This is a genomic window from Pseudomonas sp. SAR267 (assembly GCF_052077595.1).
Classification (GTDB): Bacteria; Pseudomonadota; Gammaproteobacteria; order Pseudomonadales; family Pseudomonadaceae; genus Aquipseudomonas; species Aquipseudomonas vlassakiae.
This window is the reverse complement of record NZ_JBQIHU010000001.1, coordinates 1353713-1375340: the sequence shown is the minus strand read 5'-3', so window position 1 is coordinate 1375340 and position 21628 is coordinate 1353713. Positions and strand designations below refer to the sequence as shown.

The window sequence follows — 21628 nt, the reverse complement described above, 5'->3', positions numbered from 1 at the left end:
GCCTTGTGTCGCGAAAGGGCCGCAACGCGGCCCCAGCTGTTTACCGGGTAGCGATCCAGATCAGCAACCCCGCCTGGAACACGGCAAACGCCACCAGGCAGGTGATGGTGAAGCGCAACCCGCTGTCCTCACGCCGGTACTTGGCTACCCGTTCATCCCGTTCGCGCAGTTGCCCCTCTTTCTCCAGCAACTGTTGCTCGGCCTGCTGTAACATGCCCGCCGCATCCAGCATGCTCAACTGCTGCACCTTCTCGGTATTCCAGCCGCCCTTGAGCTGGCTCACCGTGGTGTCGAGGGTGCGACCCTTGAGGTGCTGCGGATCGGCGTATTCCACTTCCAGGCCGCTGGCGGTAATGAAACGGTCGCGGCGCAGGCGAGTGTCTTCGTTCAGCGCATCCTTGTTCGGCAACGCCATGCCTTCGACCCGGTAGTTCGACCAGCGGCGCTGCAGCCACTGCACGGCCTGGCCAAGCATGAAACGGCCGAGGCCACGGTTCAGCGGCTCCAGTTGCAGGCCGCTGTCGCTGCCGAGGGTCACCAGGCGCTCGGCGTGGTCTACCCGCACATCCAGTTGGTTCTGTTCCTTGCGTACCTTTTGCCCCGGAAGGCGGATTTCCATGCGTAGCAGGCTGTGGGCCTGGTCATGGCGCTCGGCGTAGGCGAACTCGACGAAGCGCAATGGCCGCGCACCGCTGTTGCGGTCGGTGGGCAAAGGCGCCAGGCGCAGCAGCTGGAAATGTTCGACGGCAAGGTCGGCCCAAGTCAGGGCAGCAGGTTCCGGAGCGTGCGGCTCTTCGGCCGGTTCGACGGCGGCGGGGGCATCGGTCATCTAGGCGTTTCCTCAGATACGGGCGGGTGCTGAAAGGACCGAAAAACGCTCCCATTCAGCACCAATACCGCGTTATCGGCAGGTTTAGCCGATGTTTGAGGGTCAGGCCGAAGGCAACTGGTGAATGAAGCTGACCACCCGCTCGCCAAGCTCCCGGGCCAACGGCAATTCCGGGTTGAGGTAGCTGTCACGCTGCTGGTGCATGTCCTTGGGGCTGATGCGCAGCATGTGGTTCATGCCGTCGATCAGCACCAGCTGGGCGTCTGGCTTGGCCGCCTTGAGGCGTTCGGCGTCAGCCACGTCGACTTGCACGTCATTGCGGCCCTGGACGATCAGCGCCGGCATCGGCAGGCGGGCGAAGGCCTGCGCCGGGTCCTGCTGGAGCAGGGTGATCAGGTAGGGCTGCACGCTGGGGCGGAACACCTGGCGCAGCGGTGCTGGCACGTCCAGGCTGGTCTGCCCAGCCTGCAGGCGGTCGAGCAGGGCGCTGCCACCGGCCAGTAAAGCAGGCGACATGCGTTGGGCCAGTTGTTCGCGCAGCACGTCCGCCAGTGGCCGGCCCATGCCGGCCAGGGTGATCACCGCGCTGGCGCCGGCACGTTCGGCGGCCAGGCTGGCGATGAGCGCCCCTTCACTGTGGCCGACCAGGATCAGCGGGCCGAAGCGTGGGTCAGCCTTGAGCTTGCGGCTCCAGGCCACCACGTCGTCGACGTAGCGCTGCACGCTGAGGTCGCGCTCATCGGGCGTAGCCGGCTGGCTGGCGGCCACCCCGCGCTTGTCGTAGCGCACGCTGGCGATGTGCTCGTTGGCCAGCACCAGGGCCAGGCGCTTGAGGTTGTCGACGCGCCCCGAGGCCGGGTTGTTGCCGTCGCGGTCGGTGGGGCCGGAGCCGGCGATGATCAGCACCACCGGCGGTGGCGTGGCCTGTTGCGGCAGCAGCAGGCTGCCGTGCAGCACGCCTTGACCGGTATCGAGGTCGATGGGGCGTTGCAGCACGGTGGGGGCAGCGGCCTGGGCCAGGCCCGTGCACAGCAGGAGGAACAAGGCGACGAGGCGCGACATCATGCGGTACTACAGTGGGGAGATGACGGTTCGACCCAATGTTTGCGGGAAGGTTCGCCAGTTGTATGTGGCAGGTCTGGCCTCTTCACGGTTAAACCCGCCCCTACAGGCTTTGTGCAGTCCCTGTGGCAGCGGGTTCATCGAGGCGTCGAACCGCCGCGAAGAGGCCCGCACAGGCAAGCAATCCATCTGTATACTGCCAGCTTTCGTTCATCTCAGGCAGATTTCGCGGAGCGTCCATGTCCGGCAATACCTACGGCAAGCTGTTCACTGTCACCACCGCTGGCGAAAGCCATGGCCCGGCGTTGGTCGCCATTGTCGATGGTTGCCCTCCTGGCCTGGAAATCTCCCTCGCCGACCTGCAGCATGACCTCGACCGGCGCAAGCCCGGCACCAGCCGGCACACTACCCAGCGCCAGGAAGCCGATGAAGTGGAGATTCTCTCCGGCGTATTCGAAGGCCGTACCACTGGCTGCTCGATCGGCCTGCTGATACGCAACACCGACCAGAAGTCCAAGGACTACTCGGCGATCAAGGACCTGTTCCGCCCGGCCCACGCCGACTACACCTACCACCACAAGTACGGTATCCGCGACTACCGCGGCGGTGGTCGCAGCTCGGCGCGGGAAACCGCCATGCGCGTGGCCGCCGGTGCCATCGCCAAGAAATACCTGGCCACCCAGGGCATCCAGGTGCGTGGCTACATGAGCCAGCTGGGCCCGATCGAAATCCCGTTCAAGAGCTGGGATTCGGTGGAGGACAACGCCTTCTTCAGCCCTGACCCGAGCAAAGTGCCGGAGCTCGAGGCCTACATGGACCAGCTGCGTCGCGACCAGGATTCGGTCGGGGCCAAGATCACCGTGGTGGCCGAAGGCGTGATGCCGGGCCTGGGCGAGCCGATCTTCGACCGCCTCGACGCCGAACTGGCCCACGCGCTGATGAGCATCAACGCGGTGAAGGGCGTGGAAATCGGCGCCGGTTTCGCCAGCGTTGCCCAGCGCGGCACCGAACACCGTGACGAACTGACCCCGGAAGGTTTCCTCAGCAACAACGCCGGCGGCATCCTCGGTGGTATCAGCTCGGGCCAGCCTATTGTCGCCCATCTGGCGCTGAAGCCGACCTCCAGCATCACCGTGCCTGGCCGTTCGATCGACGTCGACGGCAACCCGGTGGACGTGATCACCAAGGGCCGTCATGACCCGTGCGTCGGCATCCGCGCCACCCCGATCGCCGAAGCGATGATGGCCATCGTGCTGATGGATCACCTGCTGCGCCACCGTGCGCAGAACGCTGACGTGAAGGTCAACACCCCGGTGCTGGGCCAGCTCTGATCTAGCCAGGCCCGGCCTCTTCGCGGGCGCGCCCGCTCCCACAGGATCACCACAACCTTCGATATTGTGCGGTCCCTGTGGGAGCGGGCGAGCCCGCGAATAGGCCGCAACAGGCTCACACAAGGCCCACTCCATGTTCCCGATCCCCTACTGGCGCCTGTCCAGCTTCTACCTGTTCTACTTCGCCCTGCTGGGCTCCACCGCCCCGTTCCTGGCCCTGTACTTCGACCACCTGGGTTTTTCCCCGGCCCGCATCGGCGAGCTGGTGGCCATCCCCATGCTGATGCGCTGCGTTGCTCCCAACCTGTGGGGCTGGCTCGGTGACCGTAGCGGCCAGCGCCTGCTGATCGTGCGCTTGGGCGCCTTGTCGACCCTGGCCACCTTCTCGCTGATCTTCTTCGGCAAGAGCTACGCCTGGCTGGCGCTGGTCATGGCGCTGCATGCGTTCTTCTGGCACGCGGTGCTGCCGCAGTTCGAAGTCATCACCCTGGCCCACCTGCACGGGCAGACCTCGCGCTACAGCCAGGTGCGCCTGTGGGGTTCGATCGGCTTCATCCTCACCGTGGTCGGCCTGGGGCGGCTGTTCGAATGGCTGAGCCTGGATATCTACCCGGTGGCCTTGGTGACCATCATGGCCGGCATCGTCGCCGCCAGCTTGTGGGTGCCCAACGCGCAGCCGGTGGAGCAGGGCGAGCGACGGGAGGCGGGCGGTTTCCTGCGCCAATTGACCGCGCCGGGGGTGATCGCCTTCTATATCTGTGTGGCGCTGATGCAGCTCAGCCACGGCCCGTACTACACCTTCCTTACCCTGCACCTCGAACACCTGGGCTATAGCCGCGGTGCCATCGGCTTGCTGTGGGCCCTGGGGGTGGTGGCCGAAGTGCTGATGTTCATGGTGATGAGCCGCCTGTTCGCCCGCATCAGCGTGCAGCGGGTGTTGCTGGTCAGCTTCCTGCTGGCGGCGCTGCGCTGGCTGCTGCTGGGCAACCTGGCAAGTGAGCCCGCGGTGCTGGTGTTCGCCCAGTTGCTGCACGCGGCCACCTTTGGTTGCTTTCACGCTGCGTCCATCGCCTTCGTGCAGGCCAGTTTCGGTGCCCGCCAGCAAGGCCAGGGCCAGGCACTGTACGCGGCGCTGTCGGGTACCGGTGGTGCGCTGGGCGCCTTGTATTCAGGCTACAGCTGGAAACTGCTGGGGCCGTCCTTCACCTTTGGTATGGCCAGCGCCGCAGCGTTGGCGGCAGCCGTTATCATTGCCACTCGTTCGAAATCGACCAGGACCAGCAGCCGATGAGCATCCTCTGTGTTTTCCACCCGTCCAGCCCAGGCTTGCCGAACAAGGTGCTGACCCACCACGACGACATTACCGCGACCCTGGCCGAGCAGGGCGTGTGCTTCAGCCACAGCCCGCTGGCGCTGCGCGTGCGCCCCGGCAGTAGCGAGGCTGAAGTGCTCGAGGCCTGCCGTGAACACCTTGACCAATTGATGACGGCCCACGGCAGTGCGGCGTTCACGCTGCTCAACCGTGATGGCCTCGACGCGGCCCAGGTGGATGTACGTGACGAGCATGTGCACGCCAGCGACGAAGTGTTCAATGTGGTAAGCGGCCGCGCGCAGGTTGGCCTGCGCCTGGGCGAGTTTGTATATGCGGTGCTGTGTGAAAAGGGAGACCAGCTTGTGGTGCCGGCAGGGACGCGGCGCTGGGTGGAGCTGGGCGACAATCCGTTCTGCCTGGCGTTGCGCCTGTTTGGCAGTGAGCAGGGCGTGGAGCCGCGGTTTACCGGCGATGCGACTGCTCGGGCGTTTCTCGGGATCGACGAGCTGTAATGCCTGTCCCGGCCTCTTCGCGGCTAAAGCCGCTCCCACATGAACCCCGCCATCCCTAAGGGCAATGCAGTACCTGTGGGAGCGGCTTTAGCCGCGAAAGGGCCGGTGCAGACAAACGCTTAACGGTAGGTCGGCAGCGCAAACCGCTGCTGACTTTGCAGCATGGAAATCACAGGCAGTTCACTGGCCTGCTCGGCCAGGTCACGGCGGATGGCACTGATGGCCCAAGAGAGCTGCTCGGCACTGTGCAGTTGGCCGTAGGTCAGCACGCGGCGGGTCACTTTGCCATCGGCGGCGCGCAGGGTCAGCAGCACGCCACCGTCAGGGCGGGGCTGGGTAGCGACCTGGTAGGCCGGGAATACCGAGACGAATTTTTCCTGAATGAGGTCCATATCAACTCCTGACTGTTTGGGGGTGCAGACGTGAGTTGATTGTTGCAGTGACCGTGCCAGAAATTGAGAGTGGGAAAAATCTAGTAAATACAGTGAGTTAGGTAATTTTTCCACCAGCGATATCGTGCAGGCTGCATGGTCGTGCATTTTGCATAGTGCATTTTGCACGGCGCGGGTTGTTCCTATTGGCCCGATAGAATCTGAACCTTTGACCGCAATGGCATGCCTGACAAAGACTTGGGCAATCATTTATGCCAGGAGGTTCCCGATGTCCGCTCAACCCACCGCCACCGCCATGACCGAGGACGAGACCGCCGCGTTTGCCGAGCAGGTCTTCGAGCGTGCCCGCCAGGGCGACGCCGAGATGCTTGGCCGCCTGTTGGCCAGCGGCCTGCCGGCGAACCTGCGCAATCACAAGGGCGATACCTTGCTGATGCTGGCCAGCTACCACGGCCATCATGAAGCGGTGCGGGTGCTGTTGGCCCAGGGGGCCGACCCGTTGATCGCCAACGACAATGGCCAGTTGCCCATCGCCGGTGCGGCATTCAAGGGTGATCTGGCGATGATTCGCCTGTTACTGGAAAGCGGCGTCCCTGTGGATGCTGCTGCGCAGGATGGGCGCACCGCACTGATGCTGGCGGCGATGTTCAACCGCACAGAGATTGTCGACTATCTGCTGGCCCAGGGCGCCGACCCGGCGCACCAGGACGCCCGTGGCGCCACGGCGCTGATGGCGGCGCAGACCATGGGCGCGGTTGACGCTGCCGCACGCCTGCAAGCGCTGGCCGGCTAACCGCCCGGGGGCATTTGCGGCTATCCTTGGCGACTTTTCACCCGTCGCAGGCCCCCTTTCATGAAAAACCAGTTGCTCGAATTCATCAGCCTCGTCGGCGCCGGCTGCATGCGCGATGAGGATATCGAGCGCATCGCCGACGAGGCCGCCCAGGCCTACGCCGACCCCGCTGCCTTTCTCGCCGCCAACCCGGACATCAACTACGACGACAGCTTCCCGATCCCGCTGGGTGAGTGGGTCGTGCTCGGCAGCCTGCCAGACACCGTGGTATTCCAGGCCGACAGCTACCAGGAGCTGTTCCAGCGCATCAGCGATTCGTTCGACCAGAGCGTGCCGTTCACCCTCAAGCCCAAGCAGCTGGCGCGCACCGAGCCGCTGACCGCACTCAACCGCATCCAGGTGCAGATGGGCGCGTTGAACAAGGAAGCGGGCGGTTATGTACTGCTTAACTTCAGCCAGCTGCTCGATGACGAGTTGCAGATGGTGATGGTTGGCCAGCAGGACCTGGCGCGGGCGCTGGAGCTGGGGGCAGAGGTGGGGATCAAGGTGGAGCCGGCGCTGGAGGCTTTGAAGGTCGCGGTTCACGTCTGATTACACCGTTTGCTTCTTCGCGGGCTTGCCCGCTCCCACAGGGTCCGCACAATCTCGAAGCGTATGCCACCCTGTGGGAGCGGGCGAGCCCGCGAAGAGGCCAGCACAGGTAACCAATAAAATTCACCCCAGCGCGGTATCCAGAAACATCATCACCGCAAACCCACCCATCAACCCCAGGGTCGCCGACGTCTGATGCCCGTTACGGTGAGTCTCGGGAATCACCTCGTGGGACACCACGAAGATCATCGCCCCCGCCGCCAGCCCCATGCTGATCGGGTAGGCCAGGGCAAAGCCGGTGGAGATGCCCAGGCCGATCACCGCGCCCAAGGGCTCCATCAGCCCCGAACCAATCGCCACCAGCGCAGCCTTGAGGTTCGATAGCCCGGTTGCCCGCAGGGCCAGGGCCACGGCCAGGCCTTCGGGGATGTCCTGGATGGCGATCGCGCTGGTCAGCGGCAGGCCGATGTTCATGTCGCCATTGGCGAAGCTCACCCCGATCGCCATGCCTTCGGGCAGGTTGTGCAAGGTGATCGCCAGCACGAACAGCCAGACCCTGCTGATGCGCTCGGCCTCCGGCCCGCAAGGGCCGGTGCTCTCATGTTCGTGCGGGGTGAAGCGGTCGAGGCCGAGCATCAGCAGCACGCCCAGGCCCATGCCCAGCACCACGGTGAACGCCGCTGCCGGGCCATTGCCGGTGATTGCGCGGGCGGCATCCAGGCCTGGCAGGATCAGCGAGAACGAACTGGCAGCGAGCATCATGCCGGCGGCAAAGCCGAGCATCACATCCTGGCTGCGTGCGCTGACATCGCGCAGTACTACCGCCAGCACCGCACCCAAGGCGGTAGCGGCAAAACCGGAAAGCCCGCCGAGCGCAGCCAGGTGCAGGTTGTCGGCGTGGTCGCCGTTGATGGCGTTCCAGAAGCTGGCCACCAGCAGCACGACGACTGCCAGCAGGCTCACGCCCAGGCCCGCGCTGAGCCATGGGCTGCCGAGCAATTGCTCGCGCCAGGCGTTCAGCAGGGAGGGCGGGGTGGCGCTTTGGCTGTGAGCAGGGGGCATAAGAACCTCGAATGCAGGAATGCTTGCAGTGTAGGTAGTGACCTGCCCGGCAGGCCAAGGATTCACTTCTATCGCTCCAATAGAGGACTATGCTGAGCAACAGCCTTTCAAGGAGAACGTGGCATGGGCTCTACCTTCAATGGCCTGGTCGGCCTGATTATCCTCGCCCTCGACATCTGGGCAATTCTCAACGTGATCAAGAGCGGCAGCGAGGTAGGTATCAAGGTGTTGTGGATCCTGCTGATAGCCCTGCTGCCAGTGATCGGCCTGGTGATCTGGGCGATTGCCGGGCCGCGGGGCAATGTCCGTCCATGAAAGCTGCGTCCCAGACAAAATCAGCAATAGTGACGTGACAAAATTTTCACATTGGATTAAACAGAATCCGCTCCCGCATAATGCTTGCGTTGGGCCAGCCCCAACGCCACCTCCGCAAACCGCAATCCTAGGACCTTCCCATTCATGGCTAACACGGATGCCTTGAGGCAACAGGGCGCGCGAGCGTTCACGCCGACCTTGAAATCGCACCTGGCCTATACGCTGCTCAGCGGCCTGGTGATCATGTTGATGCTCAGCCTGGTGCGCCTGGCGCTACTGGTCTACAACAGCGACATGATCGGCGACACCCCTTACTCGACCGTCGCCGAAGGCTTTTTCAACGGATTGCGCTTCGACCTGCGGGTGGTGGTGTACCTGAGCATTCCTCTGCTGCTGGCGATGCTGAGCCCCTGGCTCATGGCCCGGCGCGGGCTGTTCCGCTTCTGGCTGACCCTCGCCTCGAGCGTGGTGATGTTCCTCGGCCTGATGGAGATGGACTTCTACCGTGAGTTCCACCAGCGCCTCAACGGCCTGGTTTTCCAGTACATCAAGGAAGACCCGAAAACCGTTCTGAGCATGCTCTGGTACGGCTTCCCGGTGGTCCGCTACCTGTTGGCCTGGGCCTTCGGCACCTGGCTGCTGAGCCTGCTGTTCAAGGGCATCGACCGCCTGACCCGGGGTACCGGCGAACAGCGCGTGGCGCCGTGGTACAACCGCCTGGCGGTGTTCATGGTGATCCTGCTGGTGGCGGTGGTCGCCGCCCGTGGCACCCTGCGCCAGGGCCCGCCGATGCGTTGGGGTGATGCCTTCACCACCGACTCCAACTTCGTCAACCAGTTGGGCCTGAACGGCACCCTGACCTTGATCGACGCTGCCAAGAGCCGCTTCGGCGAAGACCGCGCCAACATCTGGAAGCCGGTGCTGAAGCAAGAGCTGGCCACCGAGACCGTGCGCAAGCAGCTGCTGACCGCCAACGACACCCTGGTCGACGCCGACGAGGCCGCCGTACGCCGCGACTTCGTGCCGCCGGCCGACCGTACCCTGCCGATCAAGAACGTCGTGGTGATCCTCATGGAAAGCTTCGCCGGCCACTCGGTCGGTGCGCTGGGCAGCCCGAACAACATCACCCCGTACTTCGACAAGCTGGCCAAAGAAGGCCTGCTGTTCGACCGCTTCTTCTCCAACGGCACCCATACCCACCAGGGCATGTTCGCCACCATGGCCTGCTTCCCCAACCTGCCAGGCTTCGAATACCTGATGCAGACCCCTGAGGGTGGCCATAAGCTGTCGGGCCTGCCGGCACTGCTCAGCGCCCGCGACTACGACGACGTCTATGTCTACAACGGCGACTTCGCCTGGGACAACCAGTCCGGGTTCTTCGGCAACCAGGGCATGACCACCTTCATCGGCCGTAACGACTTCGTCAATCCGGTGTTCTCCGACCCGACCTGGGGCGTGTCCGACCAGGACATGTTCGACCGCGGTAACGAGGAACTGGCCAAGCACGACCAGAAGAAGCCGATCTACGCGCTGCTGCAGACCCTGTCCAACCACACGCCGTACGCGTTGCCAAGCAACCTGCCGGTGGAAAAGGTCACAGGGCTTGGTCGCCTGGACGAGCATCTGACCGCCATGCGCTACTCCGACTGGGCGTTGGGCCAGTTCTTCGAGAAGGCGCGTAAAGAGCCGTACTTCAAGGACACCCTGTTCGTGATCGTCGGCGACCACGGCTTCGGCAACCAGCAGCAGGTCACCGAGCTTGACCTGGGCCGCTTCAACGTGCCGCTGCTGCTGATCGCGCCGGGCATCCAGGAGAAGTTCGGTGCGGTCAACCACACTGTTGGTACCCAAGTCGACATCGTGCCGACCATCATGGGCCGCCTGGGTGGCGAAACGCGTCATCAGTGCTGGGGCCGCGACCTGCTCAACCTGCCTGAGGGTGACCCGGGCATCGGCATGATCAAGCCATCGGGCAGCGAGCAGATCGTCGGCCTGGTCAAGGGCGATCACCTGCTCATCGAGTCCAAGGACATGAGCCCGCGCATGTACCGCTACCAGCTGGGCAGCGAGTTCAAGGCCGAACTGATCGAAAGCCCGGAGCAGCCGCAGATGCTGCAGCAGCTCGAAGCCTTCATCCAGACGGCGACCAAGAGCTTGCTGGACAACACCGCCGGTGTCGTCCACGGTACGCCGAAGAAATAAGCATCAGGCAGCAATCAGTGAGTACAAAGGGGCCGCAATGCGGCCCTTTTTGTTGCCGGAACGAATGTCTGGGGCCAAGGTCTGCATCTACAGGCGTCACTCACCGGGTGTTCTTTGATCCAGAGGGCTAGTCAATGAAAGAGTGGGAAGTCATCTTTGCCGATCAGAAAGGCGAGCCAACCACCTTGCTGCTGCACGGTGAACAGTGCCCCAGCGAAGAGGAGGCGGCTCGCGCCATCCGTTCGCATCTGTTTCCGGTCATGGATGAGCTGGACCTCAACGACTTTCAGGACCGCGCCCCGTCACCCACTGCACGCTGGCTCAAGGAGCAGACCGGCGTGATTATCACCAGCATCCACGAAGCGCCCTGAACCACCGGTTGGCGTGGTGCCGGTGCAGGCACTACGCTGGTGGAAGGTGCCGGCCTTTTCTGCGGGCCTGCACCCATTCAATTCGCGTCTTGCATCAGCTCGATCTGTCGGCATTGCCGGCAGGTGCGTAGTGCACGGAAAGTCTATCCATCGCATTATTCGGGAGGACGATTCATGAGCAGCCTGAACGACGATATCAGCAGCAATGTCCTGCGCCAGATGAAAGCTGGCGGTTTCGACTTTACCCGCATCCACCCCATCGAGTTCTACGCGGTATTTCCAGATGAAGCCGGCGCGCGGCGGGCAGCCGGGCAGTTTCGTGGCGAATCGTTGAATGCTCAGGTGCGTGAACTGGACGATGGCGCGTGGCACCTGGAACTGAGCAAGGTCATGTATGCCACCTATGGCGGGATTGGTGATTTCGAGGAGGCCTTCGAGCAGGTCGTTTCACCTTGTGGCGGCGAAGTCGAAGGGTGGGGCGTCAAGCAGGAAAGGCTGACTGCCTGAAAACAATATGTGGCCTTCCTCGCGGGCCCGCCCGCGATGAAGGTCCCTCGATTTCAAGGCCTGCGCCCGGCCATATGCCCCAAATAAGCCAGCAATGCATCCAGCTCCTGCTCACTCAGCACACTCTCGGCAAACCCAGGCATTCGTGCCTGCGGCCATTGCCGCAAGCTCTGCGGATCACGAATGTACCTGCGCAGATACTCAGGCCGGAAATACTCGGTCGGGTTGTGCGGCACATTCAGGTCCGGCCCGAACTGGGCATCCCCCGCGCCATTGAGCCGATGGCAGGCCAGGCAGTTCTGCTGGAACAGGGCGAAGCCCTGGCGTACCGGGTCATTGGCTCCCAGCCTGGGGTCGGGCAGCAGTGCCGGGAAACGTTGTTCGACCGGCGCCAGGCGGCGGATCGTGGCGACCTGGAATGGCCATTGTTCGGGGCGAATGCCGCTGGCCTGCGGGTTGGTCCATACCAGGTAGAACGGCCCGGCACTCGGCTTGCCGTCACCCAGCGCAGGCCACGGTTTGGCCGGGTCCTCGACTGCCAGCCAGGCACGTGCCGGCGCCTGCTGCAGTAGCGGCCCGGCTGGCATTTCCGCGGCAAAACCGTCCAGCGCCACCGCCTGCAGATGGTCTTCGGGCTTGACCCCTTGCAGCAGCGCTGCCAGTGGCACGGCGCGAAAATGCATGGGCCGCTTGTACGAAACGTCCTGATCGATGTCGATATCGCGGGCCTGAGGGTGCCTCAACAGCGCTTCGCTGGACCATTGCCGGGCACTGTCACCCAGCTCCAGGTGCAACTGCGCCGCCGACAGCGGCAGGCTCAACAACAGGGCTAGCAGGGCCAGGCAATGACGCATGGGTAATCTCCGACCAGAAAACCGGAAGATTAACCCAAGCGAAGCATTGGCGCTGTCAGCCGAACAACCGCGTGAGGTTGGGAAGAATCAGCAGCAAAGTCGTGGCGAAGAGAATGAGCCCGGCTTGGCGAAGTTTCGATTGTCTGAACATGGCGGACCGCCTTCTTGTTGTTATTCCTGAATACCCGGTGGCTTCCTTGTCGGGTCTGCTTGCCTCATGTATGTGGATATAAACCACCCACAGGGCGAACGTCATGCATTGTCGAGAACGCTTTGTTCTAAAGGGGTTATGTACGATGCTGTTTGGCTATGAGGCCTTTAGCCATTGCGCTGGCAAGCTCTGCCTAGACAGCCGCAGATCCCTCCCTGGATATTCGACAAAATGTGACCGTTCGTCAGTGCAGCCTACTTGCTTGTACGTGGCTTTCGCGTCAGTCTCTACAGCAGATTCCCACCCATGTCGTTCAGGACTATCCCTAATGTCGTTACGCATCTGCATCCTTGAAACCGACGTCCTGCGACCGGAGTTGACCGCGCAGTATCAGGGCTACGGAAGGATGTTCGAGCAGCTCTTCTCGCGTCAGCCGATCGCAGCCGAGTTTCGTGTGTACAACGTGATGAACGGCGTGTACCCGCCCGACGGCGAACGCTTCGATGCGTACCTGGTGACGGGCAGCAAGGCCGACTCGTTCGGCAGCGACCCCTGGATCCAGACGCTCAAGGCCTACCTGCTCAAACTCTACGAGCGTGGCGAGAAGCTGCTGGGTGTGTGCTTCGGCCATCAGCTGCTGGCATTGACCCTGGGTGGCAAGGCCGAGCGCGCCGACCAGGGCTGGGGCGTGGGCGTGCACCGCTACTCGCTGGCGGCGCATGCACCGTGGATGGACCCGGAGGTTTCCGAGCTGACCTTGCTGATCAGCCATCAAGACCAGGTCACCGAGCTGCCGGAAGGCGCCACGGTAATTGCCTCCAGCGACTTCTGCCCGAATGCGGCGTATCACATCCGCGACCAGGTGCTTTGTTTCCAGGGCCACCCGGAGTTCGTCCACGACTACTCGCGGGCGCTGCTCGATGCGCGTCAGGAGTACCTCGGGGACGAGGTGTACCAAAAGGCGATTGCCAGCCTGGCCACCGAGCACCAGGGCGACCTGGTGGGCGAATGGATGCTGCGCTTCATCCAGCAGCCGGCCAAGGCCAGCGACAGCGCCGCCTGATCAAATGCCGGGGCGCAAAGCGCCCCCGGCAATCTAAAGCCAGCCGGCTTTCTTGAAGCTGGCAAACAACCCCGTACACCCCAGCGCGATCACACCCAGCACTGCGAAGTAGCCATAGTGCCACCCCAACTCTGGCATGTTCTGGAAGTTCATCCCGTAGATCCCGGCAATCGCCGTGGGGAAGGCCAGGATCGCCGCCCACGCGGCGAACTTGCGCTGCACGATGCTCTGCCGTGACGATTCCAGCAGCATGCCGATTTCGATGGTCTGGCTGGCGATGTCGCGAATCCCGGCCAGGTCCTCCATCTGCCGCGTCACGTGGATCTGCACATCACGAAAGTACGGGCGCATGTTCTTGTCGATGAACGGGAAGCTCAGGCGCTGCAGTTCCTCGCTGATTTCCACCATCGGCGCCACATAGCGGCGCAGGCGCAGGATGTCGCGGCGCAGGCCGTGCAGGCGCTGGATATCTTCCTCCTGCAGCGTGGTGCTCAGCACGCTCTGTTCCAGCTCCTCGATCTCGCCATGAATGGCCTCGCTGACCGGCTGGTAGTTCTCGGTGACGAAGTCGAGCAGGGCATACAGCACGAAGTCTTCGCCATGTTCCAGCAGCAGCGGGCGCGCCTCGCAGCGCTGGCGCACCAGCGCGTAGGATTTCGAGTGGCCATTGCGGCAGGTGATGATGTAGCCGTTGCCGGCGAAGATGTGAGTTTCGATGAACTCCAGCTTGCCCTGATGGCGGACTGGCGAATAGGTGACGATGAACAGCGCGTCACCGAACGTTTCCAGCTTGGGCCGGCTGTGTTTTTCCAGCGCATCCTCGATGGCCAGTTCGTGGAGGTTGAACTGGCACTGCAAGTTGGCCAGTTCCTCGGCGTTGGGTTCTTCCAGGCCGATCCACACGAAGTGCCCCGGCTTGCGCGCCCACTCGCTGCCTTCGTCGATATTGATGTTGGTGACCTTTCTGCCGGCGGCATACACCGCCGATGCCACGACTCGACCCATGGTTATCCACTTGTTCGGTTGTACACGGGTTACAGCTTGGGCTGTAGTTGGCTGTAGAGCAACTGGCGGCGCAAGCTTGCTGGCGACGAAAGCAACCTAGGCCTTTGCCAGTTCGTTTTCCATGCTATCGATGCACAGCTGCATCTGTGTGCGGCACTGTTCGATCAGCGCGGGCAGGTCCTGCTGGCTGAGGCCGCGGGTGGCGATAGGCGGCAACGAGCGCACGATCACGGTCCGCCGCCGCCAGCTGTTCAGGCTCAGGCGCCGGGCATAGCGGCTGACGCACACCGGGACGATCGGCACGCCGGCCTCCACGGCCATGTGAAAGGCGCCTTTCTTGAACGCCAGCAACTGTTCGTCGGGGTTGCGCGTGCCTTCCGGGAAGATCCAGATCGAGGTGTCGTCTTGCAGGATGCGCGTGGTGGTCTGCATGGCCTTGCGCGCCTGGTAGGCGTTTTTACGGTCGATCAGCACATTGCCACCGAGCCAGAACAGCTGCCCGAACAGCGGGATCCAGCCGAGGCTCTTTTTGCCAATGGCAACGGTGCGTTGCGGTACCACATGGCCGAGGATGAACAGGTCGAAGTTGGACTGGTGATTGGCGACGATCACGCAGCCGGGCGGCTGGTCCCACAGCGGGCCGACTTCGGCCTTGACCTTGATGCGCATCAGCCAGGTGGCTGGCACGCTGTAGAGGCGCGCGAAGACACGGCTGTTGTCGCGGTTGAAGGGGCGCAGCAGGCCGATCAGCAGGCCGATGAAGCCCACCAGCAGAAAATGCAGCCCCAGCAGGAACATGCGAAGCGAGTAAAGCATGGTACGACTCACACCAGACAGTCGCGACGCAGTGTACGGCTGTGCACTGGCCGGGGCAAACCCTGGTGTGAGCTGGTGCGGCCTCTTCGCAGGTAATCCGCCCCCACAGCGACAGCGCTGTACCCATGGGCAGTGATACCTGTGGGAGCGGGTTTACCCGCGAAAGGGCCAGTACCGGTCAGCCCATGTGGCCCTGGTCGAGCAGGATCGCCTCGTCAAGGCTATCCAGCAGCGCCTTGCGCACCTTCAGCTTGGTGTTCTTGTGCGCCAGCATGTTCAGCTTCTTCAGCTCGCGCGCCACGCCCAGGGCGACCTCAAGCAGCTGCTCGGCTGGTACTACCTTGTCGAGGAAACCGGCATCCAGGGCATCCTTGGGCTCGAACATTTCGGCATTGATCACCGAGCGGTGGAAGGCCGAGCGACGCAGGCGGTCGCGGGCCAGTTCGATGCCGGCGTGGTGCATGGTCATGCCGATCTGCACTTCGTTCAGGCCGATCTTGTACGGCCCTTCGATACCGATGCGGTAGTCGGCCGACAGCAGCAGGAAAGCGCCCTTGGCCACGGCATGGCCGGGGCAGGCGACGATCACCGGGAACGGGTGCGAGAGCAGGCGGCGGGCCAGGGTGGAACCGGCGGTGACCAGGGCGACGGCTTCTTTAGGGCCCGAGGTCATCACCTTGAGGTCGTAGCCACCCGAGAGGATGCCTGGCTGGCCGGTGATGATCACCACGGCGCGTTCCTGCGTAGCGCGGTCGAGGGCGGCATTGAAGGCCGCGATGACATCCGGCGAGATGGCGTTGACCTTGCCGTTGTTCAGGGTCAGGGTGGCGATGCCGTCTTCGGCGTGGTAGGTAATCAGCTCGCTCATGGCGCAATCCTTAGGGTGACGTGGCGAAGACGTTACCCAGCACCGCGAGCCAGGTAAAGCAGCAAGGCTGACCGGCCAGTCAGCGTCGGGCTGCAATGCCTTGTGCGGCGAGGGTGCAGTGTTTGTGACGAGAAAAAGCGCTGGCCAGATTGGCCGCTTTGCCCTGGCAACCTCGGGTTTTCAGTGGGTTGGCTTAAATGCATGAAAAATTTGAAAAAAATGCTTGCCAAAGAAAAGCTCTTCTACTAAATTAGCGCGCCTCGACGGGGTGAAAGCCTTGAAGGGAAAACGGTGAAGTGTCCGAGTGGTCGAAGGAGCACGCCTGGAAAGTGTGTATACGAGAAATCGTATCAAGGGTTCAAATCCCTTCTTCACCGCCACATTCTGCGAAAGCCCCCGAGCTGCAAAGTTCGGGGGCTTTTTGCATTCTGGGGCCTTGTAGGAGCGGCCTTGTGTCGCGAAAGGGCTGCGAAGCAGCCCCAGGGTTTCAGCGCAGACGCACAAATTGCTGGGGCTGCTTCGCAGCCCTTTCGCGACACAAGGCCGCTCCTACAAGGCCGTCACTCGCTCCAGAGACTCAAAAGTTCACTGAAGCCGACAGCCGCGCCGTTCGCGGTGCCCCCTGGAACAGGTAGTTGTCGCCCAGGTAATCCCCCACATCGCGCCAGTAGCGCTTGTCGAAGACGTTATCCACCGTCAGCCGCAGCACGGTGTCATACCCACCGATCTGCGTGCGGTAGCGGCTACCGATGTCGAGCACAGTGTACCCACCCACCTCGACGTTACCGGCCTGGCTCGCATACTTGCTGGCGCTGTAGCGTGCTCCACCGAGCAATGCCAGGCCCGGAACCGGCAGATTGTACTCGGCATGCAGGGCGGCGCGCAGTCGCGGCACGTTGATCGCCTGGTGGCCTTCATAGGCATCGGTGCCGCTGTTCTGCACCCGGGCGCGAATCGCCGCTGCGCTGGCCTGAAGTTGCAGGTTGGAGGTTGCCCAGCCGCTGGCACCCAGTTCAAGGCCGATGTTCTTCTGCTGGCCCTGTTGCACATAGGTGAAGCTGCCGTCGCCTTCCGGGCGTGCGTATTGGTACGCCTGGCGAATCTGGAACAGTGCGGCGCTGAAGCTCATGCCTTGCCAGTCGCGCTTGATGCCTAGCTCCAGCTGGTGCGAGAGGGTGGGGGCGAGGATCTCGGCCGCGTTGCTGGTATACCACGGGGCAGTGCCACCCGCCGACAAGCCCTTGGCATAGCTGGCATACACCGTGGTGTCCGGGCGTGGTTTGTAGATCAGGGCAGCATTGGGCAGCAACTGGTATTGCCGGGTATGGCGCCCGGCTACGCCGTCCTCGTCCCAGGTCTTTTCGTCCAGGCGCACTTCGCGGGCGCCAACAACGGTTTGCCATTGCTCGCTGAAGCTGATGCGATCGCTGACGAACAGGCCGTACTGGCGGCTGTCAAGGCGCCTTTCGCTGGTACCGACCTGTTGACCCGACGGCGCCACGGGCGGTGCGCCGGTGTAGATGTTGCCGCTGCCAACCCACTCGTTGTAATACGGGCGCTGATCGAGCGTGCGACGTTGGGCACTGCTGCCCACGGTCAGGTCGTGCTGCATGCCCAGCGCGTCGAAATGGCCATTGAGCATGGCCTGGGCCTCGTCGGTGCGGCGGGTATCGTCGGGGCTGCGGAAGTCATAGATGTCGTAGTCGCCTTCAGGGCTGAAGTGCGCTTGCCAGCCACCTTCGCTGCCCCAGGCGAAGGCACTGTAGTCGTCGATCACCACCTTGCTGCGCGACGCACTCAGGGTACCGGTCCAGGCCTCGTTGAAGCGGTATTCGAAGCGTCCACCCAGATTCAACGCGTCGTTCTGCACGGGCTTCGCCCAGTGCTGGTAGGCCAGGCGGTCACTCGGGTCGATGGCGTGGGGCAGTGCGCTGCCCCCCAGCAGCTGGTAGCCCGGCACAGAACGTTGCTCGCGGTGCTGGTATTCGGCATCGAGCTGCAAGGTGGCATCAGGGTTGATCTGCCAGTCGAAGGCCAGCGAGGCGAAGTCGCGCTGGCCGTCGGCATGGTCGACGTAGGAGCGGATGTCCTCGTGCGCCAGGTTGGCACGCAGGCCGAACTGCCGCTCGCTGCCGAACCAGCCACCGAGGTCGGTGGCCAGGTAGCGCTCGCCTTGAGCGTTGGTCGAAATCGTCACGCTGCGCACGTCGGCAGCGCGCTTGGTCACGTAGTTGATCAGCCCGCCGGGCTCCGATACGCCGCTCTGCAACCCGGACAGGCCCTTGAGCAACTCGACCTGCTGCTTGTTTTCCAGCGCCACGTTCTGCTCGCCAGCGATGGTCTGGCCATTGATGCGGTAGCTGCTGGCGGCGTTGAGCTCGAAGCCGCGCACGTTGAAGTTTTCGTAGTAACCGATCGGGGCATAGCTGTCGCCCACCGAGGCGTCACTTTGCAGCACTTCGCTGAGCAGGCGGACCTGGCGGTCTTCCAGCAGTGGCTGGCTGAACACGCTGACCGAGGCCGGGGTGTCGAGCAGGGGGGCGGGCTGAAAGCCGCCGACTGACGCTTCGTGCACCTGATAGCCCTCATCCCCGTAGCTGTCGGAGACCTGCACCGGGGCCAGTTCGACACTGTCCTGTGCCATGCCGTGGGGGGTGTGCAGGGCCAGGCCCAGGCTGAGCAGGCTCAGGGGCAGGTGAGGGCGAAGCAAGGGCATGCAGGGAGCGTCCTTGGGGCGAAAGACCGCGCAGGCCTGTTCGCGGGTAAACCCGCTGCCACAGGTATTGCACTGCCAGTGAGAGCAATGCAGTACCTGTGGGAGCGGGTTCACCCGCGAAAGGGCCGGAACAGGCAGAAAAAGGGGCGCTATCTTATCAGGCCCCAGTCCTGCAGGTCTTCAATCGGCAGGTGGCGGGCGGCGATGCTGGCGCCAGGTGTCGTCGATCTTCGACCAGGTCTTGCCGTCGGTGATGGCCATCAGTTTGCGCCCATCCTTGAAGGTGGCCAGGAAGGTGGCTTCTTCCTCTTTGCCGCCCAGCCAGAGCCCGGCAAGCAACCCCACCGGGCCGGCCACCAGCGCCCCGGCCACGCCCCAGCCGAGGGCGGTGCCCAGGCTGCGGCTGGACTCCAGGCTGGCCAGGCGCAGGTCAGCGATGCGGGCCAGTGAGATGCGCTCGCCGGGTGAAGGGCTACGCGGGGTCTTGAGTGTGAGCGATCCATTGCGAAACTCGCCTTCACCTTGCAAGAAATCGCCGGATTGCACCGTGAGTCTTGTCATTGAGTCGTCCTGTCAGCGAAAGGTCTGTGACCAGCGCTTACTGAGCGCCGCTAGGGCAGGCAAGTCAACGGCCAGGCGACGGAGGGTAATGCGGCGGGTTGTCACGTCCGCTGATGGCTTCAAGCCAGTTGCGCGGCGGCCTTGCGCTGCGAAACGCCCCATACCACCAAGGCCAGCGTGCCGATCACCAGGCCTGCCACCACGATGCCCATCCACCCTTGGCGCTGGAACAGTTGCGTGCCCAGCAACGAGCCTAGCGCACCGCCGATGAAGTAACAGGTGATGTAGCCGGCATTCAGCCGCGTGCGTGCTTCAGGGCGCAAGGCGATCACGGCATTCTGGTTGCTCACGTGTACCAGCTGCACGGCCAGGTCCAGGGCCAGCACGCCGACCAGCAACGCCAGCAGCGAGCTTTCGGCAAAACCCAGCGGGACCCACGACAGCAGCAGCGCCGCCAGGCCAACAGTGGTGCCCAGCGAGCCCTTGCCACCGTCGGCCAGGCGCCCGGCCCAGTTGGCCGCCAGTGCACCTGCGGCGCCGGCCAGGCCGAACAGCCCGATGGCCGCGTCGGAGTAGTGATAGGGCTCGCGTGCCAGCAGGAACGCCAGCGGTGTCCAGAACAGCGCGAACAGGCTGAACGCCAGCAGGCCGAGCAGCGAGCGCAGGCGCAGCACCGGCTCTTCGATGAACAGGCGAAACACCGAGCCGATCAGCGCCGGGTATTTCAAGCCTGCATGGCTACTGTGTTCGGGCAGGTTGCGGTACAGCGCCAGCGCAGTGAGTGCCATCAGCACGGCGGCCAGCACATAGATACTGCGCCAGCCGCCCAGCTCGGCCATGAAACCGGCGGCTGTACGCGCCAGCAGGATGCCGAGCAGCAACCCACTCATCAAGGTGCCCACTGCGCGGCCGCGCTGATGCGGCTCGCTCAGGGTCGCCGCCATCGGCACGAGGATCTGCGCTACCACCGAGAACAGGCCGGTAAGCGCGGTACCGAGCAGCAACCAGGGCAGGCTTGGGGCACACGCGCTGATGACCAGGCCCAAGGTGGAGATCGCGGTCATCACCACGATCAGCCGGCGCTGCTCGAACAGGTCACCCAGCGGTGCCAGCAGCAGCAGGCCGGCGCCGTAGCTCAGTTGTGCGGCGATGACGATGCTGCCGGCGCTGGCGGTACTCAGGCCGAACTGTTGCGCGATGCTGTGCAGCAGCGGTTGGGCGTAGTAATTGCTGGCCACGGCCAGGCCGGTGGCGGTGGCCATCAGCAGGATCAGGGCGCGGCTCAGGGAGGGGGATTTCATGGGCAATCTCGTCGCGGGCAGTAAGTGGTAACAAGTATCTGCAAGTGTCTTGAATGACGCCAATGTATAGTTTTCAGCTTATCAATCTTGAAAGCAGATAGATCGATGAACCTCAAGCAACTCGAATACGCTCTGGCCGTGGCCGACACCTGCAGTTTCACCCGTGCCGCCGAGCGTTGCCATGTGGTGCAGTCGGCCCTCAGCCACCAGGTGGCAAGGTTGGAAGCGCAGCTGGGTGTCAGCCTGTTCGAGCGTAGTTCGCGGCGAGTTCGCCTGACGCCTGCCGGTGAGGCGTTCGTGCTCAGTGCCCGGCCTGCCCTGGAGGCGGCCAGGCGCATTGCCGATGACGTGGCGGCGGCGTGCGGCCAGGTTCGGGGGCGATTGTCGATTGGCGAAATCAGCTCGCTGACAGCGTTGGACCTGGTCGATGTGCTGGCAGTGTTTCATGGCCGTTTCCCGGATGTGGACGTGCGTTGGCTTACCGCAAAAAGCGAACTGTTGATTGCCGATGTCTGCGAGCGCCGGCTGGATATCGGTTTCATTGGCTTGTGGCATGGCGAGGTGCTGCAAGGGGTGCAGCATCGCTTGCTGGCGCGGGAGGAACTGGTGGCCGTGTTGCCGCCGGGGCATGCGCAGGCGGGCAGGGCGCAGCTGGCTTTGGCAGACCTGGCGGATCAGGTGCTGGTGGATTTTCCTGAGGGTACCGGGGCGCGGCGCCAGACGGACGAGGCGTTTCAGGCGGCGGGGCTGGTAAGGCGCGTGCAGTTCGAGATCGGGCATATTCGCCTGGTGGAAAAGTTCGTGCAGCGGGGTATGGCGCTCGGGCTGGTGCCGGAGCGCGTGGCCCAAGGCTTCGAGGGAGTGGCTGTAGCGCGGCTGGTGGATGCGCCGGTGCGCCATCTGTATGCCGTCTGGGCGCAGAGCCCGACACCGGCGGCGCGGGCGTTTCTCGAGGTCATGGAGCAGAGCCTGGGGGTCAGTGGTTGATCTGTACCGGCCTCTTCGCGGGCTTGC

General features: G+C 63.5%; 22 protein-coding genes and 1 tRNA gene. 12 read left to right on the top strand and 11 right to left on the bottom strand.

Features of this window, described 5'->3' with window-relative positions; genetic code table 11:
* Positions 1–40 precede the first annotated feature (40 nt).
* Positions 41–829 (bottom strand): hypothetical protein, encoded by a 789-nt coding sequence (locus ACTORR_RS06735; RefSeq protein WP_313364212.1) that lies wholly within the window; start codon positions 827–829, stop codon positions 41–43.
* A 102-nt stretch (positions 830–931) separates the two neighbouring features.
* Positions 932–1894, bottom strand: coding sequence for an alpha/beta hydrolase (locus ACTORR_RS06730; protein ID WP_054883676.1), 963 nt, complete (start codon positions 1892–1894; stop codon positions 932–934).
* Positions 1895–2130: 236 nt separating this feature from the next.
* On the opposite strand from ACTORR_RS06730, the gene aroC reads away from it, so the two are divergent.
* From aroC to ACTORR_RS06715, 3 genes are all read left to right on the top strand, one after another.
* Positions 2131–3222: a chorismate synthase gene (gene aroC, locus ACTORR_RS06725; RefSeq protein ID WP_054883677.1), complete on the top strand. Its 1092-nt coding sequence runs from the start codon at positions 2131–2133 to the stop codon at positions 3220–3222.
* A 133-nt stretch (positions 3223–3355) separates the two neighbouring features.
* On the top strand, positions 3356–4513 hold the full coding sequence (locus ACTORR_RS06720) for an MFS transporter (protein WP_054883678.1): 1158 nt from the start codon (positions 3356–3358) through the stop codon (positions 4511–4513).
* Positions 4510–5046, top strand: a complete 537-nt coding sequence (locus tag ACTORR_RS06715) for an oxidase (protein WP_054883679.1) — start codon at positions 4510–4512, stop codon at positions 5044–5046. The genes ACTORR_RS06720 and ACTORR_RS06715 overlap by 4 nt, the downstream gene beginning before the upstream one ends.
* Positions 5047–5165: 119 nt before the next feature.
* Here the strand turns inward: ACTORR_RS06715 and ACTORR_RS06710 are convergent, their stop codons facing one another.
* Positions 5166–5438, bottom strand: a complete 273-nt coding sequence (locus ACTORR_RS06710) for a DUF3509 domain-containing protein (protein WP_054883680.1) — start codon at positions 5436–5438, stop codon at positions 5166–5168.
* 268 nt (positions 5439–5706) lie between these two features.
* On the opposite strand from ACTORR_RS06710, the gene ACTORR_RS06705 reads away from it, so the two are divergent.
* Positions 5707–6231, top strand: a complete 525-nt coding sequence (locus ACTORR_RS06705) for an ankyrin repeat domain-containing protein (protein WP_054883681.1) — start codon at positions 5707–5709, stop codon at positions 6229–6231.
* A gap of 60 nt (positions 6232–6291) precedes the next feature.
* Complete coding sequence (locus ACTORR_RS06700) at positions 6292–6822, top strand: hypothetical protein (RefSeq protein WP_054883682.1); 531 nt, start codon at positions 6292–6294, stop codon at positions 6820–6822.
* Between the two features lie 123 nt (positions 6823–6945).
* On the opposite strand, the gene ACTORR_RS06695 is transcribed toward ACTORR_RS06700, so the two are convergent.
* Positions 6946–7884 carry a ZIP family metal transporter gene (locus ACTORR_RS06695; RefSeq protein WP_054883683.1) on the bottom strand — a complete coding sequence of 313 codons (939 nt, stop codon included), beginning with the start codon at positions 7882–7884 and terminating at the stop codon, positions 6946–6948.
* A 123-nt stretch (positions 7885–8007) separates the two neighbouring features.
* Here ACTORR_RS06695 and ACTORR_RS06690 point away from each other — a divergent pair, with 123 nt between their 5' ends.
* The 4 genes from ACTORR_RS06690 to ACTORR_RS06675 all read left to right on the top strand — a co-directional run bounded on the left by ACTORR_RS06690 (position 8008) and on the right by ACTORR_RS06675 (position 11279).
* A complete protein-coding gene (locus ACTORR_RS06690; protein ID WP_054883684.1) occupies positions 8008–8199 on the top strand; it encodes a PLDc N-terminal domain-containing protein in 192 nt (63 codons plus the stop codon).
* A gap of 144 nt (positions 8200–8343) precedes the next feature.
* The gene (locus ACTORR_RS06685) at positions 8344–10401 is read left to right on the top strand and encodes an LTA synthase family protein (RefSeq protein WP_054883685.1); all 2058 of its coding nucleotides are present in this window, start codon (positions 8344–8346) and stop codon (positions 10399–10401) included.
* A 134-nt stretch (positions 10402–10535) separates the two neighbouring features.
* Positions 10536–10772: a hypothetical protein gene (locus tag ACTORR_RS06680; protein ID WP_054883686.1), complete on the top strand. Its 237-nt coding sequence runs from the start codon at positions 10536–10538 to the stop codon at positions 10770–10772.
* Between the two features lie 174 nt (positions 10773–10946).
* Positions 10947–11279, top strand: a complete 333-nt coding sequence (locus tag ACTORR_RS06675; RefSeq protein WP_054883687.1) for a ribonuclease E inhibitor RraB — start codon at positions 10947–10949, stop codon at positions 11277–11279.
* Between the two features lie 53 nt (positions 11280–11332).
* Here ACTORR_RS06675 and ACTORR_RS06670 read toward each other — a convergent pair whose 3' ends face one another.
* Positions 11333–12133: a c-type cytochrome gene (locus tag ACTORR_RS06670; RefSeq protein WP_054883688.1), complete on the bottom strand. Its 801-nt coding sequence runs from the start codon at positions 12131–12133 to the stop codon at positions 11333–11335.
* A 479-nt stretch (positions 12134–12612) separates the two neighbouring features.
* On the opposite strand from ACTORR_RS06670, the gene ACTORR_RS06665 reads away from it, so the two are divergent.
* Positions 12613–13347, top strand: coding sequence for an amidotransferase (locus tag ACTORR_RS06665; RefSeq protein ID WP_054883689.1), 735 nt, complete (start codon positions 12613–12615; stop codon positions 13345–13347).
* 33 nt (positions 13348–13380) lie between these two features.
* Here ACTORR_RS06665 and ACTORR_RS06660 read toward each other — a convergent pair whose 3' ends face one another.
* The 3 genes from ACTORR_RS06660 to ACTORR_RS06650 all read right to left on the bottom strand — a co-directional run bounded on the left by ACTORR_RS06660 (position 13381) and on the right by ACTORR_RS06650 (position 16036).
* Positions 13381–14352, bottom strand: coding sequence for a magnesium and cobalt transport protein CorA (locus ACTORR_RS06660; RefSeq protein WP_054883690.1), 972 nt, complete (start codon positions 14350–14352; stop codon positions 13381–13383).
* Positions 14353–14448: 96 nt separating this feature from the next.
* On the bottom strand, positions 14449–15168 hold the full coding sequence (locus ACTORR_RS06655; RefSeq protein WP_313365445.1) for a lysophospholipid acyltransferase family protein: 720 nt from the start codon (positions 15166–15168) through the stop codon (positions 14449–14451).
* A 178-nt stretch (positions 15169–15346) separates the two neighbouring features.
* Complete coding sequence (locus tag ACTORR_RS06650) at positions 15347–16036, bottom strand: crotonase/enoyl-CoA hydratase family protein (protein WP_441343596.1); 690 nt, start codon at positions 16034–16036, stop codon at positions 15347–15349.
* A 290-nt stretch (positions 16037–16326) separates the two neighbouring features.
* Between ACTORR_RS06650 and ACTORR_RS06645 the strand changes: the two genes are divergently transcribed.
* A tRNA-Ser gene (locus ACTORR_RS06645) sits at positions 16327–16416 on the top strand.
* 197 nt (positions 16417–16613) lie between these two features.
* Here ACTORR_RS06645 and ACTORR_RS06640 read toward each other — a convergent pair.
* The 3 genes from ACTORR_RS06640 to ACTORR_RS06630 form a co-directional block, all read right to left on the bottom strand.
* A complete protein-coding gene (locus tag ACTORR_RS06640; protein ID WP_441343595.1) occupies positions 16614–18752 on the bottom strand; it encodes a TonB-dependent siderophore receptor in 2139 nt (712 codons plus the stop codon).
* A 180-nt stretch (positions 18753–18932) separates the two neighbouring features.
* Positions 18933–19313 (bottom strand): hypothetical protein, encoded by a 381-nt coding sequence (locus ACTORR_RS06635; RefSeq protein ID WP_054883694.1) that lies wholly within the window; start codon positions 19311–19313, stop codon positions 18933–18935.
* Between the two features lie 119 nt (positions 19314–19432).
* Entirely contained in the window at positions 19433–20614 is a 1182-nt protein-coding gene (locus ACTORR_RS06630) for an MFS transporter (RefSeq protein WP_313365555.1), read from the bottom strand.
* A gap of 105 nt (positions 20615–20719) precedes the next feature.
* On the opposite strand from ACTORR_RS06630, the gene ACTORR_RS06625 reads away from it, so the two are divergent.
* The gene (locus tag ACTORR_RS06625) at positions 20720–21601 is read left to right on the top strand and encodes a LysR family transcriptional regulator (protein ID WP_054883696.1); all 882 of its coding nucleotides are present in this window, start codon (positions 20720–20722) and stop codon (positions 21599–21601) included.
* Positions 21602–21628 lie beyond the last annotated feature (27 nt).

Bases quoted from the DNA above. Each gene is read 5' to 3' on its own strand.
- ACTORR_RS06680 (WP_054883686.1), top strand. From the start codon at position 10,536: ATGAAAGAGTGGGAAGTCATCTTTGCCGATCAGAAAGGCGAGCCAACC.
- ACTORR_RS06625 (WP_054883696.1), top strand. From the start codon at position 20,720: ATGAACCTCAAGCAACTCGAATACGCTCTGGCCGTGGCCGACACCTGC.
- ACTORR_RS06695 (WP_054883683.1), bottom strand. From the start codon at position 7,884: ATGCCCCCTGCTCACAGCCAAAGCGCCACCCCGCCCTCCCTGCTGAAC.
- ACTORR_RS06650 (WP_441343596.1), bottom strand. From the start codon at position 16,036: ATGAGCGAGCTGATTACCTACCACGCCGAAGACGGCATCGCCACCCTG.
- ACTORR_RS06710 (WP_054883680.1), bottom strand. From the start codon at position 5,438: ATGGACCTCATTCAGGAAAAATTCGTCTCGGTATTCCCGGCCTACCAG.
- ACTORR_RS06685 (WP_054883685.1), top strand. From the start codon at position 8,344: ATGGCTAACACGGATGCCTTGAGGCAACAGGGCGCGCGAGCGTTCACG.
- ACTORR_RS06670 (WP_054883688.1), bottom strand. From the start codon at position 12,133: ATGCGTCATTGCCTGGCCCTGCTAGCCCTGTTGTTGAGCCTGCCGCTG.
- ACTORR_RS06660 (WP_054883690.1), bottom strand. From the start codon at position 14,352: ATGGGTCGAGTCGTGGCATCGGCGGTGTATGCCGCCGGCAGAAAGGTC.
- ACTORR_RS06640 (WP_441343595.1), bottom strand. From the start codon at position 18,752: ATGCCCTTGCTTCGCCCTCACCTGCCCCTGAGCCTGCTCAGCCTGGGC.
- ACTORR_RS06715 (WP_054883679.1), top strand. From the start codon at position 4,510: ATGAGCATCCTCTGTGTTTTCCACCCGTCCAGCCCAGGCTTGCCGAAC.
- ACTORR_RS06735 (WP_313364212.1), bottom strand. From the start codon at position 829: ATGACCGATGCCCCCGCCGCCGTCGAACCGGCCGAAGAGCCGCACGCT.
- ACTORR_RS06675 (WP_054883687.1), top strand. From the start codon at position 10,947: ATGAGCAGCCTGAACGACGATATCAGCAGCAATGTCCTGCGCCAGATG.
- ACTORR_RS06655 (WP_313365445.1), bottom strand. From the start codon at position 15,168: ATGCTTTACTCGCTTCGCATGTTCCTGCTGGGGCTGCATTTTCTGCTG.
- aroC (WP_054883677.1), top strand. From the start codon at position 2,131: ATGTCCGGCAATACCTACGGCAAGCTGTTCACTGTCACCACCGCTGGC.
- ACTORR_RS06705 (WP_054883681.1), top strand. From the start codon at position 5,707: ATGTCCGCTCAACCCACCGCCACCGCCATGACCGAGGACGAGACCGCC.
- ACTORR_RS06730 (WP_054883676.1), bottom strand. From the start codon at position 1,894: ATGATGTCGCGCCTCGTCGCCTTGTTCCTCCTGCTGTGCACGGGCCTG.
- ACTORR_RS06630 (WP_313365555.1), bottom strand. From the start codon at position 20,614: ATGAAATCCCCCTCCCTGAGCCGCGCCCTGATCCTGCTGATGGCCACC.
- ACTORR_RS06665 (WP_054883689.1), top strand. From the start codon at position 12,613: ATGTCGTTACGCATCTGCATCCTTGAAACCGACGTCCTGCGACCGGAG.
- ACTORR_RS06720 (WP_054883678.1), top strand. From the start codon at position 3,356: ATGTTCCCGATCCCCTACTGGCGCCTGTCCAGCTTCTACCTGTTCTAC.
- ACTORR_RS06690 (WP_054883684.1), top strand. From the start codon at position 8,008: ATGGGCTCTACCTTCAATGGCCTGGTCGGCCTGATTATCCTCGCCCTC.
- ACTORR_RS06700 (WP_054883682.1), top strand. From the start codon at position 6,292: ATGAAAAACCAGTTGCTCGAATTCATCAGCCTCGTCGGCGCCGGCTGC.
- ACTORR_RS06635 (WP_054883694.1), bottom strand. From the start codon at position 19,313: ATGACAAGACTCACGGTGCAATCCGGCGATTTCTTGCAAGGTGAAGGC.